Source organism: Amycolatopsis sp. 195334CR, assembly GCF_017309385.1.
Lineage (GTDB): Bacteria > Actinomycetota > Actinomycetes > Mycobacteriales > Pseudonocardiaceae > Amycolatopsis.
The window spans coordinates 2,140,695-2,157,401 of the sequence record NZ_JAFJMJ010000002.1; the positions used below are offsets into that span (position 1 = coordinate 2,140,695).

Here is a 16,707-nt window from a genome sequence, read left to right on the forward strand (position 1 = left end):
TGCGATGAGCAAGGATCTGGTGGTCCTGGTCAACCCGAACAAGGTCTTCCCGCCGATCGCGCCGTACGCGCTCGACGTGCTGACGACCTCGCTGGAGAACGCCGGATTCGCCGTCGAGGTGGTGGATCTGACCTTCGGCCGCGACGAATGGCAGCTGGTGCTGCGCGACTACTTCACCGGCCGGGACCCGTTGCTGGTCGGGGTGACCGTGCGCAACACCGACACCGTCTACGCCTTCGAGCAGCGGCCGTTCGTCAACGAGCACAAGGAGATCATCGACGAGATCAAGCAGCTGACCGGGGCCCCGCTGGTGACCGGCGGGATCGGCTTCTCCACCATGCCGTTCGCGCTGCTCGACTACTTCGACGTCGAGTACGGCGTCAAGGGACCGGGCGAGCTCATCCTGACCCAGCTGGCGGACGCGCTGCGGGCCGGGCGCGACCCGCGGGACATCCCCGGGCTGATGGTCAACCACGGTGGTGGCCGGGTGGTCCGGAACCCGCCTGCCCAGCTGCTGGCCGGGCGGGACAACGGGGCCACGATCCAGCTGGGCGGGCAGTTCGAGAGCCGGGCGTGGCAGGCCGAGACCACCTCCAGCTACCGGCGGCACGCCGAGGTCCCGTTCCGGGTGGACAACCTCGCCTACTACCGCGGTGGCGGGCTCGGCAGCATCCTCACCAAGAACGGCTGCGTCTACCGGTGCACGCACTGCGTCGAACCCGACGCGAAGGGCACCCGGTTCGCCCGCCGGGACGTCGCCTCGGTGGTCGACGAGATGGAGATGCTGACCGACCACGGCATCTACGACCTGCACACCACCGACAGCGAGTTCAACCTGGCCATCAACAACAGCAAACGGCTGCTGCGCGAGATCGTGGCCCGCAAGAACCGCGACCACAGCACCTCGCTGCACCGGCTGCGGTTGTGGGTCTACTGCCAGCCCGCCCCGTTCGACCAGGAGTTCGCCGAACTGCTCGCCGCGGCGGGCTGCGCCGGGGTGAACGTGGGCGCCGACCACGTGCGCGCGGACCTGCTCGGCCGGTGGAAGGTGACCGATCGCGGCGGCGCGTACTACACCTTCGCCGACACCCAGCGGCTGGTCGAGCTGTGCCACGCCAACGGCATGATGACCATGGTCGAGGCGCTGTTCGGCATGCCGGGCGAGACGCTGGAGAGCATGGCCGACTGCATCGACCGGTTCATGGCACTCGACGCCACGGTCACCGGGTTCAGCCTCGGCCTGCGGTTGTTCCCCTACATCGACCTCGGCCGCGAGCTGGCCGAGGAATGCGACGGCGTGCGCACCGCGGCCGGGCTCCAGTCGAACACGGCCACCGGCCCGATCGTGCTCAAACCACTGGAGAAGTGCTCCGGCCCGGTGGAGTACGAGCGGCAGTTCATGTTCGACGAGAACGGCGATTTCCGATTGGTTTGTTATTTCTCGCCGGAATTGCCGGAGGACGAGGAAACGGTCAACTCGCCGACCGGCCGCTGGTACCGGTCCCTGCAGTTCCTCTGGGACTACATCCCGGAGTCCGAACTGTACCGGGTGATGCTGCCGACCGCGGCGGGCATCAGCACCTACGACAACAACTACGCCGACAACCCGTTCCTCACCAGCCTGGTCGGCCTCGGTTACACCGGCGCGTTCTGGGCGCACTGGCGTGATCGCGAGACGATCATGGCGGTGGCCAAGGACAACGGGCTGCTCGCCGACGTACCGGTCTGAGCCACGGTGCCGCAGAGGAATCGAATAGATCAACTATAGCCGGAACTGATGGTATCGGGTTCGAATTCGCAACATCCCGAATGCGCCGGACTGCCCTGAATGAGGTGCTGATATGAGTGTGAAGAATCCCGATCACGTCGTTATCGTAGGCGGCGGTACGGCCGGGTGGATGACGGCTTCGTACCTGAAAGCGGCGTTCGGCGACCGGTTGTCGGTCACGCTCGTGGAGTCCGGCCGGATCGGCACGATCGGCGTGGGCGAAGCGACGTTCAGCGACATCCGGCACTTCTTCGAGTTCCTGGACCTGAAGGAGGACGACTGGATGCCCGCCTGCAACGCCACCTACAAGCTGGCGGTGCGCTTCCAGGACTGGCGCCGGCCGGGGCACCACTTCTACCACCCGTTCGAGCAGGTGCGCTCGGCCAACGGGTTCCCCCTGGCCGAGTGGTGGATGCAGAACGGGCCGACCGACCGGTTCGACAAGGACTGCTTCGTGATGGCCTCGCTGTGCGACGCCGGCCGCAGTCCCCGGTACCTCGACGGTTCGCTGCTGGGCGACGTGTTCGACGAGGGTGCGGACGAGCCAGCCGGGCTGACGATGGCCGAGCACCAGGGCAAGACGCAGTACCCCTACGCCTACCACTTCGAGGCGGCGCTGCTGGCGAAGTACCTCACCGGGTACTCCACCGACCGCGGCGTGCGGCACGTCATCGACGAGGTCCAGGAGGTCAAGCTCGACGAGCGCGGCTGGATCGACCACATCGTGACCAAGGAGCACGGGGCCATCCACGGCGATCTCTTCGTCGACTGCACGGGTTTCCGCGGCGTGCTGCTGAACCAGGCGCTCGAGGTGCCCTTCGTGTCCTATCAGGACACCCTGCCGAACGACCGGGCGGTCGCCCTCCAGGTGCCGCTGGACATGGAGAAGCGGGGGATCCGCCCCTGCACCACCGCCACCGCCCAGGACGCGGGCTGGATCTGGACCATCCCGCTGTTCGGCCGGATCGGCACCGGCTACGTCTACGCCAGCGACTACCTCAGCCCGGAGGACGCCGAGCGCAGACTGCGCGAGTTCGTCGGTCCGGAGGCGGCCGAGGTCGAGGCCAACCACATCCGCATGCGCATCGGGCGCAGCGCGCAGTCGTGGAAGAACAACTGCGTGGCCATCGGGCTCGCCAGCGGGTTCGTGGAACCGCTGGAGTCCACCGGGATCTTCTTCATCCACCACGCCATCGAGCAGCTCGTGCGGCACTTCCCCGGCGCCGACTGGCAGCCGAAGCTGCGCGACAGCTACAACGACTCCGTCGCCAACGTGATGGACGGCGTGCGCGAGTTCCTCGTCCTGCACTACCGGGGTGCCGCGCGCGACAACACCCAGTACTGGAAGGACGCCAAGACGCGGCAGATGCCGGACGCGCTGGCCGAACGCGTCGAGCGCTGGAAGGTCCAGCTCCCCGACTCGGAGAACATCTTCCCGTACTACCACGGCCTGCCACCGGTGTCCTACATGTGCATCCTGCTGGGCACCGGCGGGATCGAGGCCCGGCCGTCGCCGGCGCTCGCGCTGGCCGACGACACCGCCGCGCAGAAGGAGTTCGCCTCGATCCGGGACAAGGCCAAGTACCTGGTCGAAACGCTGCCCACGCAGTACGAGTACTTCGCGGCGATGCGGTCATGACCGCCCTCGGACTGCTGCACGCCGCGGGCGCGCTGCTGGTGGTGCTGGCGATCGGCTGGCTTGGCCGGTTCGCCGCCCGCTCGCTGCGGCAGCCCGAGGTGATCGGTGAGATCGCGGCCGGCCTGCTGGCCGGGCCGCTGGTCATCGCCCTGCTCGGCCGGACCACCTTCGACCTGGTGCTGCCGGGCGAGGTGGTCGGGGTGCTGAAGCTGGTGGCCGAGGTCGGCCTGGTGTTGTTCCTGGTCGGCCTCGCGCACAAGCTGCGCGGCGGCGGGCGGGCGATTTCCCGCCGCACCACCGGCTGGCTGGTGGTCGGCGGGCTGGTCCCGGCACTGGCCTCGGGGCTGCTGCTGGCCTGCTGGATCATCTTCGTGGAGGACCCGGCGGTGCGCGGGCAGGCGCCGGTGGCGGCGTTCCTGCTGATGTGCGCGATCGTCATGTCGATCACCGCGGTGCCGGTGCTGGCCAGGATCCTCGCCGACCGCGGCCTCACCGATTCGGCCGAGGGACGGCTGTCGATGACGGCGGCCATCATCATCGACACCGTCGGCTGGCTCCTGCTCTCGGTCGCGGTCGGCCTGGCTTCCGGGCGGTTGAGCGGTTTCCTGCAGGCGCTCGCGGTGCTCGGCGGCGGTGCGCTGGTCGCGTTCGCCGTGCGGGCCGGGCTGCGCACCCGCCTGGCGAGCGCGCTGTCCGAACGCCGTCCGGTGGTCGCCGGGATCGGCCTCGCGGTGATCGCGCTGGTGGTCGCGCTGGGCGTGGAACGCCTCGGCCTGACCGCGATCTTCGGTGCCGTGCTGGTCGGGCTGGCGGTTCCGGCGAGCGGGGCGTGGACCGGTGTGGTGGCCGCGGTGACCAAGGTGGGCCGGGCGCTGATCCCGGTGTTCTTCGTGGTGACCGGGCTGACCGTGTTCGCCGCGAGCTTCGGCTCGCTGCCGTGGGCGCTGATCGTGGTTTCGGTGGTGCTGGCGGTGCTCGGCAAGGGCGGGGGCAGCTATCTCGGCACCCGCCTGGCCGGCGAGTCCGGCCACACCGCGATGAAGGTCGGGGTGCTGATGAACACCCGCGGCCTGACCGAGCTGATCGTGCTCAAGGTCGGCTTCAGCACCGGGATCCTCACCGCGCCGATGTTCGTCGCGCTGGTGATCATGGCGGTGGTGACCACCGCGATGACCGGTCCGCTGCTCCTGCTGCTGGACCGCCGGGCCGTGCTCGCACAGGCGGTGCCGTCGTGACCGAGTCGATCCTCGGCCGGGACCTCGCGGCCACGCCCACCGGGTTCCGCGCGATGATGCGGGGTTTCCCGACCGGCGTGGCCGTGGTCGCGGCCTGCGACCACACCGGGCAGCCCCGCGGCATGACCTGTTCCTCGGTCTGCAGTGTCGCGCTGGACCCGCCGACCCTGCTGGTGTGCCTGCGTTCGGGCAGTCCCACCCTGGCGGCGGTGACCGACCGCGGCCTGTTCACCGTCAACCTGCTGCACGAACGGGCCCAGTCGACCGCGGAGTCGTTCGCCTCCGGTCAGCCGGACCGGTTCGACCGCACCGACTGGGAGGCGGGTGCCGCCGGGCCCCGGCTGCTCGCGGACAGCCACGCCGTCGCCGACTGCCGGGTGGCGGACACCCGGGGGATCGGTGACCACGTGGTGGTGTTCGGCGAGGTCGAGCACGTCACCTGGGACGAGGACTGCCACCCCCTGCTGTACGGCCTGCGCCGGTACGGCCGCTGGGGCGACTCGCGGTGATCCGCGGGTAACGCCCCGGCGGCCGCCGCCGCTGTCTCGATCGACCTCGGGGTATTGCGTGGCCCGCCATGTCCACAGTAGACTCAGGCGTGACGGAACCGGTTGCCGGTCAAGGAAAATCAGCCGGCGCAGCGCACGGGGGAGTGGGTCACGGCGAGTGCGGCCACCAGTTCGGGGAGCTGGTATCGGCTCGGCACCGCGGGGCTGACCGTGAGGAAGTGCGCCGCGACGAGCTCGTCGAGCAGATCGAGGGTGGTGTGCACCGATTCGCCGAGTACCCCGGCCGCGGTGGCGCAGGTGAAGGACCGCGTACCGCGGGAAGCCAGCGCGGACAGCGCGTGGATCAGCCGGTCCGGCAGCTTCGTGTAGGCGGGCTTGAGGAAATCGCGCACGTCGAGATCACCGATGCGCAGTTCGGCCAGTCTCCGCCGGGGATCGGCGAGCCGTTCGGCCAGCTGCGCCAGCGTCCAGTGCCGCCGGGCGGCCAGGATGGCGCCGCTGATCCGCACCGCCGCGGGGAGCTGGCCGCACAGCTTGGCGATCTGCAGCGCCGCCTCTGTCTCGGCGGTGACCCTGGCTTCGCCGGCGATCTTCTTCAGCAGTTCGACCGATTCCCGCGGGGAGAACACGTTCAGCGAGATGCGGGTCGTGCCCTCCAGGGTGGCCAGCGGGAACCGGCTGGTCACCAGCATGCCGCAGCTGGAGTCGCCCGGGTGCAGCGCGCGCACCTGGCGTTCGTCGGCCGCGTCGTCGAGCACCACCAGGGTCCTGGTGCCGGAGAGAATGCTGCGGTAGGCGTCGATCCGGGCGTAGAGCGTGTTGGGCTGCTTGGACTCGGACAGCCCGAGCTGGCCCAGCGCGGTGCCGAGCACGGTCATCGGGTCGGGCGGGTTCGGCGTTTTCCCGCCGAGGTCCACCAGCAGCTGGTGATCGGGGAAGTGGTGCCGGAGCTGGCGCGCCACCCGCATGGCGAGCGTGGTTTTCCCGGCACCGCTGGGGCCGCCGATCGCACACGCGGTGGGCGGGTTGTCCTGCCCGGCCGAATCGGCGAGCACGGAGAACGCCAGTGCGGCCTCGTCGGCGCGGCCGACGAAATCGCTCGGTTCGTGCCGCAGCCCCGGCCCGGTCAGCCGGACGCCCGCGGTCACCGGCGCGGCCGGTGACATGACCAGCTCGGAGGTCAGGATCGACTGGTGCAGCTCCTGCATCTCGCGGGACGGGTCCAGGCCGAGCGAATCCACCAGCGTGCTGCGAAAACTCCGGTAGACCGCGAGCGCGTCGGCGGTGCGGCCGCAGCGGTGCAGGCCGGTCATCAGCTGCATGCACGGCCGTTCGCGCAGCGGCTCGGCGGCCACCAGCGCGGTCAGCTCGGCGATCAGCGACTCGTGCCTGCCCAGCGCGAGCTCGGCGTCGATGCACTTCTCCAACGTCAGCAGCCGCGCCTCTTCGAGACGCGGCTGCTCCACCGCCGCGAGGTGGCGGGTCACGCCGGCCAGTGCCTGGCCGTTCCACTTCGCCAGTGCCGCCCGCAACAGGGTGGAGGCCTCGGCGTGTCTGCTGTCCGCCAGTGCTTCCTGGCCTTGTCTGGACAGGTGCTCGAATTCCACCAGGTCGACCTGGGTGTCCCTGCCCTCGGTGAACCGCAGCCGGTAGCCGGGGGGCTGGCGCTCGATCTTCACCGCGTCGCCGAGCAGGCCGCGCAACCGGGAGGCGTAGGTCTGGATCTGTGCCTGGGTGGTGCTCGGGAGCTGGTCGTCCCACAGGATGTTCATCAGCCTGCCGTCGGAGACGACGCGGCCGTGGGCCAGCAGCAAGGAGGCGAGGACCGTGCGTACCTTGGGCCCGCGCAGTTCGATTGGCGTACCTCCGGACCAAGCACTAACCGGTCCGAGTACCTGAAACCGCATCGAATCCCCCAGTTGATTCGGTGGCTGGTCGTTACTACGCGAGTGCGTAACTCGGAGGCTAGCAGTGAGGAAAAAACATCACAATGGGCTAGGGAGTTTCCCCTAGGGGTGCGTCCGTCATTGCCCGCCGTGGCCGCGCGAAGTCATGCACTGACTGGTTTCGCCAGGGATCGGGGCGGCTTCGGCTATCCGCCCGCGCGATCCGCACCGAGTGCACAAAAGGTCGGGACCATTACCATTAGCGGAACGTTAATTGTCTGTGCTTACGCCAATAATTGCAGGTCAGCGTGGCGAATAGGGTGGTAGAGCGCGCTACCGGCCGGTGCCTGCGAACGGGTGACGCGGTGCCGGTGAGCGGGATCGGCGGTGCGGCGGGGTGGGCCCGGGGGTAATGCCGGCGGCTACCTCACGAGGTGTCAGCGCAATTCACCTGGATGCGCCACGGCGGTAGCGCGATCGACGCACAGTGACCCCATGACAATCGTCATTGGCGCGCACCGGGACGGCGGGCCGGTGATGAATGCGCGTTCATTTTGCCACGCGCCCCGGCGCGCGCGGAGTCGATATTGGTTCCGTATGGCTCGGTCTTGCATCGTTCGCCTCGAGCCGAACCCCTGTCCGTGAGGAGATTCGAGGCGATGGCAACGGCAGCGCCCTGGGCGCCCACAGTGATCCGTCCCGCCGACGTCGACGCCGAGGCGACCGCCGCCGGGTTGAAGGGACACCTGGGATCCATTGATCTCGGTGCCCTGCTCGTCGAGCGCAAAGCGCTGGTCTGGCGCGGTTTCGGGGTGGAGCGCGCCGAGTTCGACGCGATGGTGGACCTCCTGCTGCCCCAGCGCTGGGCCTACCGCCACGGCAACTCGCCGCGCACGAAGGTCGGCGACAACATCTACACCTCGACCGAGTACCCGCCCGAGTACACCATCTCGATGCACAACGAGCTGTCCTACGCACCGCGGTACCCGAGCCGGTTGCTGTTCTTCTGCGAGCAGGCACCGGAGAGCGGGGGAGCGACGCCGGTGGTGGACGGCGCGCGGTGGCTGGCCGCGCTCGACGACGAGGTGCGCGAGGCGTTCGCCGGCGGGGTGCGCTACCGGCAGAACCTGCACAGCGGCCTGGGTTTCGGGAAGAGCTGGCAGGACACCTTCGAGTCCGACAGCCGCAGCGAGGTGGAGGGCTTCCTCGCCGACACCGGCGCGGAGTGGGAGTGGCGGTCCGACGGCGGGCTGCGGATCGAGCAGCCGGGCCCGTCGACGAAGCTCGACGAGCGCACCGGGACCGAGGTGTGGTTCAACCAGGCCGACCAGTGGCACGCGGCGAGCCTCGGCGACGAGACCGCGGCCGCGCTGGCCGCGATCATGCCGGAGGGCGACCTGCCGCAGTCGGTGCTGTTCGCCGACGGCTCCCCGGTGCCCGCCGAGTACGTCACGCAGGTGCGGGACCGCGGGCTGGCCGAAGCGGTGGACGTGGACTGGGCGCCGGGGGATCTGATGCTGATCGACAACGTGCTGGTCGGGCACGGCAGGCGGCCGTTCACCGGCCCCCGCCGCGTCCTGGTCGCGATGGCGGGATGAGAAGGGGCTGCGAAATGCTGGAAACTGTTGCGGCGGAACGAACTCTGCCCTACGTGGTGACCGGGGAGCGGGACCGCCTGGAGCCGGTGATCGACCGCGACCGGGCGCGGCTCCGCCAGGCGCTGCTCACCCACGGCGCGCTGCTCTTCCGCGGCTTCGACGTGCCCGACGTGGCGGCGTTCGAGTCGGTGGTGCGCGAGATGTCCGGTGAGCCGATGACCTACAACGAACGGTCCTCGCCGCGCCACGCGATCAAGGGCAACGTCTACACCTCGACCGACTACCCGGCCGACGAAGAGATCTTCCTGCACAACGAGAGCTCGTACCAGGCGGCCTGGCCGCGCCTGCTGTACTTCTACTGCGACAACGAGCCGACAGCGCGCGGGGCCACCCCGCTGGCCGACATCCGCCGGGTGTACCAGGCCATCGATCCCGAGGTGCGGGAGGAGTTCGAGCGCCGGGGCTGGATGCTCACCCGCAACTACCGCCAGGGCGTCGGCATCGCCTGGCCGCAGGTGTACGGCACGCAGGACCCCGCCGAGGTGGACCGGTACTGCGCCGGCCGCGGCATCGGCACCGAATGGCTCGGCCCTGACCAACTGCGCACCACGGCGGTGCGGCGGCCGTCCTACGCCCACCCGGAGACCGGTGAGCGGGTCTGGTTCAACCACATCACCTTCTTCCACCTGACCACGCTCGAAGCGGAGGTGCAGGAGGGCCTGCTCGCCATGTTCGGCGAGGAGGGCCTGCCGATCAACACCTACTACGGCGACGGCGGCCGCATCCCCGACGACGTGATGGACCACCTGCGGGCCTGCTACCGGGCCGAAACCCGCCGGTTCGACTGGCGCCACGGCGACGTGCTGGTGGTGGAGAACATGCTGACCGCGCACAGTCGCGAGACCTACGAGGGCCCGCGCCGGATCGCGGTGGCGATGTGCGAGGCCCACGTCTCGGACTACCTGAAGGCAGCCGACGCATGACTTCCGGGCTGTCCGCCCCGCGGAGATCGGGGTGGTGCCGGATCTTCCGCCCGAGACCGGCGGCGACCACCCGGCTGATCTGCTTCCCGCAGGCGGGCGGCGCCGCCAGCACCTTCCACGGCTGGGCCGAGCGCCTGCCGGAGTCGGTGGAACTGGTGGCCGTGCAGTACGCGGGCAGGCAGGACCGCGCGGACGAGGAGCCGATCGGCGACGTCGGAACGACGGCTTCGCTGGTGGCGGCCGACCTCGAGCCGTTGTTCGACCGGCAGGTGGCGTTCTTCGGGCACAGCCTGGGCGCCACCATCGCCTTCGAGGTGGCCAGGAAGCTGCACCCGCGCTTCCCGACGCCGATCTCGCGGCTGATCGTCTCCGCGCGGCTGCCGCCGTCGCGGTGCCTGCCGCGGGGTGACCGCTTCCGCAGCGACGAGGAACTCCGCCGGTACCTCGGCCGGGCGGGCGGCCGGTCGGCCGAGGTACTGGCGAGCGAAGAGCTCTGGCGGCTGGCGGTCCCCGCGTTGCGCGGTGACCTGCGGATGGCCGACAGCTACACCTACGTCGAGGGCGCGCCGCTGACCTGCCCGATCACCGTCATCGCCGCCGAGCAGGACCACGGCTGCGGCCCCGCCGACCTGCGTGGCTGGGCCGCGCACACGATCGGCGCGCTGGACGAGCACGTGGTGCCCGGCGATCACTTCTACGTCAACGCTCCCGGCGGGGAGCTGTTCACCGTCCTGGTCGACGCGCTGGGGGCCCGTTGACCCGCCAGTTCGGGAGCGAAATGGAGAGCCGAATGTCCCAGACTGCCAATGTGGAAACCTGGCTGCGGCGGCGTCGCGGGTCCGGTGGCGCCGGCGGGATCGCCAGGGTCGAGCGCGGCGGGCCGCTGCCCATGTCGTTCGGCCAGGAACAGATGTGGTTCCTCGACCAGCTGGTCCCCGACAGCGCCGAGTACCTGGTCCCGTTCGCCATCCGGCTGACCGGTGAGCTCGACCGGAAAGCGCTCTCGCGGGCGTGGGACGGGCTCGTCGAGCGGCACGAGATCCTGCGCACGCGGCACGTGCTCGACGACGGGGAACCGCGTCAGCTCATCGACGAGCCGCGGTCCGGGCAGCTGTCGATGGTGTCGGTCGCCGGTGCCTCGGCGCAGCAGCGCGTCACCGAACTGATCGAGGCGCAGTCCGCGCTGCCGTTCGACCTCGGGCGGCAGTGGCCGGCGCGCGCGACGCTGGCGGAGGTCAGCGACACCGAGCACGTGCTGATCGTGGTCTTCCACCACATCGCGTGCGACGCGTGGTCGTCGCGGCTGGCGCTGTCCGACCTGTGGACCCTCTACGCCGACGGCGAGGCGGCGAAGCTGCCGGAACTGACCGTCCAGTACGCGGACTTCGCCGCGTGGCAACGCGCGAGGCTGACCTCCGACACCGGCGACAAGCAGCTCGCCTACTGGGAGGAGGTGCTGGCCGGGGTCCCGCAGCTGGACCTGCCCACCGACCTGCCGCGCCCGCCGGTGCGCGGGTACGCCGGGGCCGAGGTGGACTTCGAGCTGCCGCCCGAGGTCGGCGCCGAGGTGGTGGCGCTGGCCCGTGCCGCGGGCACCACGCCGTTCGTGGTGCTGCTGACCGCGTTCCAGTCGCTGCTCGCGCGCTACACCGGCAGCACCGACGTCCCGGTCGGCACCATCGTCTCCGGGCGGACCCGGCCGGAACTCCAGCACCTGGTCGGCAACGGCATCAACACGGTGGTCATCCGCACCCGGTGGGCCGGGCGGGAGAGTTTCCGCGAGCTGGTCGGCGGGGTCCGCGAGACCGTGCTGGACGCCTTCGACCACAGCGCCGTGCCGTTCGCCAGGGTGGTGGACAAGGTGCAACCGCGCCGCGACCCGTCGCGGACCCCGGTGTACCAGGCGGTGTTCTCCTGGCACGAAGCCGGTGGTCACGGCCCGGAACTGATCGCCGGGCTGAAGGTCGAGCCGATCCCCGTCGGCGGTGGCGTCGCGCGGTGCGATCTGGAACTCCAGGTGGGCCAGACCGCCGAGGGCGGGCTGAGCGCGAGGCTGATCTACGCCACCGAACTGTTCGAGGCCGCCACGATCGAACGCATGGCCGCGCACCTGACGCGCCTGCTCACCGCCGCGGTGGCCGACCCCGACCAGCTGGTGTCCGCGATCGAGATGCTCGACGACGCGGAACTGGCTTCGCTCACCAAGGCCGCGGAACCGATGCCCGCCACCGAAGACGTGTTGCGGCGCTTCGATCAGCAGGTCGCCCGCACCCCCGACGCCGTCGCGGTGCGCACCGACGACGGTGAGACGACGTTCGCCGGGTTGAACGCACGCGTCAACGGGATCGCCGCGCAGCTGCGGGAAGCGGGCACGAGCCGGGGCGAGATCGTCGGCATCCTGCTCGACCGCGGCGTCGACCTTTTGGCTTCCATGCTGGCTACCTGGCGCGTGGGCGCGGCGTACCTGGCGATCGGCCCGGAACTGCCGCCGCTGCGCTGGGGTCAGCTGCTCACCGACAGCTCGGCCAAAGTGCTGATCACCGGTGAAGACGTCAGCGAAGTCTTCGGCGGACGGGTGCTGGTGCCGGACCACAGCGATTCGGTAGAGGGCGAATGGCCCGGCGTGTTCGACCTCGACGCGCTGGCGTACGTCGTCTACACCTCGGGCTCGACCGGCCGCCCCAAGGGCGTCGCGGTGACCCACCGCGGCCTGATCAACCACCTGGACTGGGTGGTCGACAGCTACATCGGCGACCGCACCGGTGGCGCGCCGCTGTTCTCCACGGTCGCCGGTGACGTGGTGGTGCCGACGTTGTTCGCGCCGCTGCTGGCCGGTCAGCCGGTGCACATGTTCCCGCAGGACCTCGACCTGGCGGACCTCGGCGCGCGGCTCGCCGCGGCCAAGCCGTTCGCCTTCGTCAAGCTCACCCCCGGCCACCTCGAACTGCTGTCGCACCAGCTGACGCCCGCCGAGATCAACGGGCTGGCCGGTTCCGTGGTGACCGGTGGCGACGTGCTGCTCGACCACGTGGCGAAGCAGTGGAACTCCTGGCTGGGCGACGGACGGCTGGTCAACGAGTACGGGCCGACCGAGATCACCGTCGGCAACTCGACCTACCTGCCGGGCGAGGACTCGCGGCGCGAGGTGGTGCCGATCGGCAGCCCGATCCCGCACACCAGCATGTACGTGCTCGACGAAGCGCTGCGCCCGGCGGCGGTCGGCGTGATCGGCGAGGTCTGCGTCGGCGGGTCCGGCGTCGCGCTCGGTTACCTGGACCAGCCGGGGCAGACCGCGGACAAGTTCGTGCCGGACCCGTTCGGGGCGCCCGGTTCGCGGTTGTACCGCACCGGCGACCTCGGGCGCGTGATGGCCGACGGCAACCTCGAGTTCGTCGGCCGCGCGGACGGTCAGGTCAAGGTGCGCGGGTACCGGGTGGAACTCGGCGAGATCGAAGGGGTGCTCACCGGGCACGCCGAGGTCGAGGAGTGCCGCGTGGTGCTGCGCGGCGAAGGCGACCAGCGTGATCTCGTCGCCTACGTGGTCGGCGCCGCCGACACCGAGCGGCTGGGCACCTGGCTGGCCGGCACGCTGCCCGAGTACATGGTGCCGAAGCTCGTGCCGCTGGACCGGATCCCGTTGACCGCCAACGGAAAGCTCGACGTGTCCGCGCTGCCGGAATGGGCCGCGCCCGAGGTGGACTTCGTGCCGCCGCGGACGCCCGTGGAGGAGCGGATCGCCGAGGTGTGGGCGGAGGCGCTGCGGGTCGAACGCGTCGGCGTGCACGACGGCTTCTTCGACGTCGGCGGCGACTCGATCCGGGCGGTGGCGCTGGTCGGCGCCCTGCGGCACGCCGGGTACGACCTGTCCGTGGCGGACGTGTTCAGCTACGGCACGGTCGCCAAGCTCGCCAAGCTGATCGAAGGCCGCGAGCAGGTCTCCGAATCGGGTTCGGTCGCGCCGTTCTCGCTGATCAGCGAAGCGGACCGGGCGCTGGTGCCGGACCGCGTCGAGGACGCGTACCCGTTGTCCCGCAACCAGACCGGCATGATCTTCGAGATGCTCGCCGACGAGCAGAACCCGTACCACTGCACCACCACCTTCTTCATCAAGGACCCGGCGCCGTTCTCGCTGGCCGCGATGACGCAGTCGGCCCGGCTGCTCAGCCAGCGGCACGAGGTGCTGCGGACCTCGCTGCACCTGTCCGGGTACTCGGTGCCGATGCAGCTGGTGCACGACGACGCGCAGATGGCGGTCGGCATGCGCGACCTGCGGGGGATGGCCCCCGACGAGGTCGACCAGGTGCTCAAGGAGCACGTGGCGCACGAGCGGGCCAACCTGTTCGACATGACCGTGCCCGGCCTGATGCGGTTCTTCGCCTTCCCCACCGACGAGAACGGGTACTGGCTCTCCATCACCGAATGCCACCCGGTGCAGGAGGGCTGGGGGTACCACTCGATGGTGATGGAGCTGCTCACCTGCTACGGCTCGCTGCGCAGGGGTGAGGAACCCGTGCCGTACCACCGGCCGGAGGTCCGCTTCGCCGACTTCATCGCCGAGGAGCTGGCCGCCATCGAATCGCCGGAGCACTCCGGTTACTGGCGCGACCTGATCACCGGGCACACGCCGTTCGCGCTGCCCGACGAATGGGGCGACCGCGCGGCACCCGGCGCCAAGCACCAGGCGATGGCGGACTGGCGCGATCTCAAGCCGCGGCTGCGCGAGGCGGCGGCCGCCGCCGGGGTGTCGATGAAGTGCGTGATGGTGGCCGCGTTCACCAAGGTGCTGGCCCAGCTGACCGACGAGGAGTCGTTCCACTTCGGACTGATCACCGACGCCCGCCCGGAACGGCTCGGCGCGGACACGGTGTACGGCATGTACCTGAACACCCTGCCGTTCGGCGCGCGGCGCCCGGCCGGGACCTGGCGGGACCTGCTGCGCGCCACCTTCGAGCGCGAGGTCGGGCTGTGGCCGCACCGGCACTTCCCGTACCCGGAGATCGTGCGGATGGCCGACAAGCGGCAGCGGCTGATCGACGTGATGTTCAACTACCACGACTTCAACCAGGTGGACACCGATCTGGTGGCCGAGCGGAAGGGGCTGGACGACAGCCCGACCGACTTCGGCCTGACCGTGTCCACCCGGGTGGACCTGGTGCTGGTGACCGCCGACTACCGCAAGCTCGGGCCGGCGCAGGCCGAGCTGATCGCCCAGACCTTCCGGCTGGTGCTGGAGGGCATCGCGAACGACCTCGACGGGGACGCCACCGCGACGCTGCTGCCGGAGGGGCACCGCGCCTGGCTGCTCGACTCCGCCAGGGAACCGGCGCGGCCCGCCGGGCGGGCGAACGCGGTTTCCCACGTGCTGGCCGCGTTCGGCGAGCAGGTGGCACGCACGCCGGACGCCGTCGCGGTGCGCTGCGGTGACGAGGTGCTCACCTACGCCGAACTCGACGAGCGGGCCGCCCGGCTGGCGCACCACCTGCGGGCACGGGGGTTCACCCCGGGCTCGGTGGCCGGGGTGATCGGGCGGCGGGACCTGAACCTGTTGCCCACGCTGCTGGCCACCTGGAAGGCGGGCGGGGCGTACGTGCCGCTCGACCCGGCCGCCCCGGAGGACCGGCTGGCCTACGTGCTGGCCGATTCCGGTGCCCAGTGCGTGCTGACCGCGCCCGGGCTGACCAGCCGGGTCCCGGCCGCGTTCACCGGTCCGACGGTGTTCACCGACGCGGTGGGCGAAGCGCGGCTCGACGACCCGGGCACCGGGGACGGGCTCGCCTACGTCATCTACACCTCCGGTTCCACCGGACGGCCGAAGGGCGTGCGGGTCAGCCACCGCAACCTGGCCAACTACCTGGGCTGGGCGGCGGCCGACTACCCGGCGGGCGGGGACGGCGGGGCGCCGCTGCTGTCCACCATCGCCTCCGACCTCCCGGTGACCGCGTTGTTCGTGCCGTTGCTGGTCGGCCAGGCGGTGCACGTGCTGCCCGACGACCTCGACCTGACCCACCTCGGCGCCGCGCTGCTCGCGGGCGGGCCGTACAGCTTCGTCAAACTGACCCCCGGTCACCTGGAGGTGCTCGCGCAGCTGATCGACCAGCCGGTGGCCGCCACCATGGTGGTCGGCGGCGAGGCGTTGCGGGGCGCGGTCGCCCAGCGGTGGGCGTCGATGCCCGGCAGCCGGGTGATCAACGAGTACGGGCTCACCGAGACCACCGTCGGCAACTCGGTGCAGGTGTACGGCGACGGCTCGCGGCCGGTGGTGCCGATCGGCAAGCCGGTGCCGAACTCCGCGATGTACGTGCTGGACAACCGGCTCGAACTGGTACCGGCCGGGGTGGTCGGCGAGGTGTGCGTGGCCGGCGACGCGGTGGCGATGGGTTACGTGAACCGCCCGGCGATGACCGCGGAACGGTTCGTGCCCGACCCGTACGGCCCGCCGGGGTCACGCCTGTACCGCACCGGCGACCTCGGCCGGGTGCTCGCGGACGGTTCGGTCGACCTGGTCGGGCGCCGCGACGGGCAGGTGAAGATCCGTGGGTACCGAGTGGAACTCGGTGAGATCGAAGCCGTGCTCGGCGACCACCCGCGGATTTCCGAGGCCAGGGTGCTGTTGCAGCCGACCGCGCGCGGGGACCGCAAACTGGTGGCCTACCTCGTCACCGACGGTGAACCGCTCGGGCTGGAGGAGGTCCGCTCGTGGCTGGCCGATCGCCTGCCCGACTACATGCAGCCCTACGCGGTGGTGCCGCTGGAGCGAATGCCGTTGACCGCCAACGGAAAGCTCGACACGGCGGCGCTCCCACTGCCGGACGGCGGCGGGGCCGAGGACAGCTATGTGGCGCCGGTGGGCCCGCTCCAGGAACAGCTCGCCGCGGTCTGGGGCGAGGTGCTCGGGCGCCGGGTCGGCGCGGAGGACACCTTCGCCGAACTCGGCGGCGACTCGATCAGCGCGGTGGCGCTGACCGGCGCGCTGGACAACGCCGGCCTGGGCGTCACCGTGCGGGAGTTGTTCGCCCACCCGACGGTGGCCGGGCTGGCGGGTTTGCTGGCCGCGCGTTCCGGCAGCTGATGGCGCGCGCGGCAGGCCGG

Annotated in this window: 9 protein-coding genes; 8 read left to right on the plus strand and 1 reads right to left on the minus strand. The window is 70.6% G+C overall.

Features of this window, described 5'->3' with window-relative positions; all coding sequences use genetic code 11:
* The first annotated feature begins 4 nt into the window (after positions 1-4).
* The 4 genes from tsrT to JYK18_RS33135 all read left to right on the plus strand — a co-directional run bounded on the left by tsrT (position 5) and on the right by JYK18_RS33135 (position 5,151).
* Positions 5-1,729 (plus strand): tryptophan 2-C-methyltransferase, encoded by a 1,725-nt coding sequence (tsrT, locus tag JYK18_RS33120; RefSeq protein ID WP_206807339.1) that lies wholly within the window; start codon positions 5-7, stop codon positions 1,727-1,729.
* Positions 1,730-1,841: 112 nt separating this feature from the next.
* Positions 1,842-3,407 (plus strand): tryptophan halogenase family protein, encoded by a 1,566-nt coding sequence (locus JYK18_RS33125; RefSeq protein ID WP_206807340.1) that lies wholly within the window; start codon positions 1,842-1,844, stop codon positions 3,405-3,407.
* Positions 3,404-4,642: a cation:proton antiporter gene (locus tag JYK18_RS33130; RefSeq protein WP_206807341.1), complete on the plus strand. Its 1,239-nt coding sequence runs from the start codon at positions 3,404-3,406 to the stop codon at positions 4,640-4,642. The genes JYK18_RS33125 and JYK18_RS33130 overlap by 4 nt, the downstream gene beginning before the upstream one ends.
* Positions 4,639-5,151, plus strand: a complete 513-nt coding sequence (locus JYK18_RS33135; RefSeq protein WP_307796165.1) for a flavin reductase family protein — start codon at positions 4,639-4,641, stop codon at positions 5,149-5,151. The genes JYK18_RS33130 and JYK18_RS33135 overlap by 4 nt, the downstream gene beginning before the upstream one ends.
* Before the next feature lie 119 nt (positions 5,152-5,270).
* On the opposite strand, the gene JYK18_RS33140 is transcribed toward JYK18_RS33135, so the two are convergent.
* Complete coding sequence (locus tag JYK18_RS33140; RefSeq protein WP_206807342.1) at positions 5,271-7,058, minus strand: AfsR/SARP family transcriptional regulator; 1,788 nt, start codon at positions 7,056-7,058, stop codon at positions 5,271-5,273.
* A gap of 638 nt (positions 7,059-7,696) precedes the next feature.
* Between JYK18_RS33140 and JYK18_RS33145 the strand changes: the two genes are divergently transcribed.
* Genes JYK18_RS33145 through JYK18_RS33160 form a run of 4 tightly spaced genes read left to right on the plus strand, consistent with a single transcriptional unit; the run spans position 7,697 to position 16,687 of the window.
* Positions 7,697-8,635: a TauD/TfdA family dioxygenase gene (locus JYK18_RS33145; RefSeq protein ID WP_206807343.1), complete on the plus strand. Its 939-nt coding sequence runs from the start codon at positions 7,697-7,699 to the stop codon at positions 8,633-8,635.
* Positions 8,636-8,649: 14 nt separating this feature from the next.
* The gene (locus JYK18_RS33150; protein ID WP_206807344.1) at positions 8,650-9,618 is read left to right on the plus strand and encodes a TauD/TfdA family dioxygenase; all 969 of its coding nucleotides are present in this window, start codon (positions 8,650-8,652) and stop codon (positions 9,616-9,618) included.
* Complete coding sequence (locus JYK18_RS33155; RefSeq protein WP_206807345.1) at positions 9,615-10,376, plus strand: thioesterase II family protein; 762 nt, start codon at positions 9,615-9,617, stop codon at positions 10,374-10,376. The genes JYK18_RS33150 and JYK18_RS33155 overlap by 4 nt, the downstream gene beginning before the upstream one ends.
* A 32-nt stretch (positions 10,377-10,408) precedes the next feature.
* Positions 10,409-16,687 carry a non-ribosomal peptide synthetase gene (locus tag JYK18_RS33160; RefSeq protein WP_206807346.1) on the plus strand — a complete coding sequence of 2,093 codons (6,279 nt, stop codon included), beginning with the start codon at positions 10,409-10,411 and terminating at the stop codon, positions 16,685-16,687.
* The last annotated feature ends 20 nt before the right edge of the window (positions 16,688-16,707 follow it).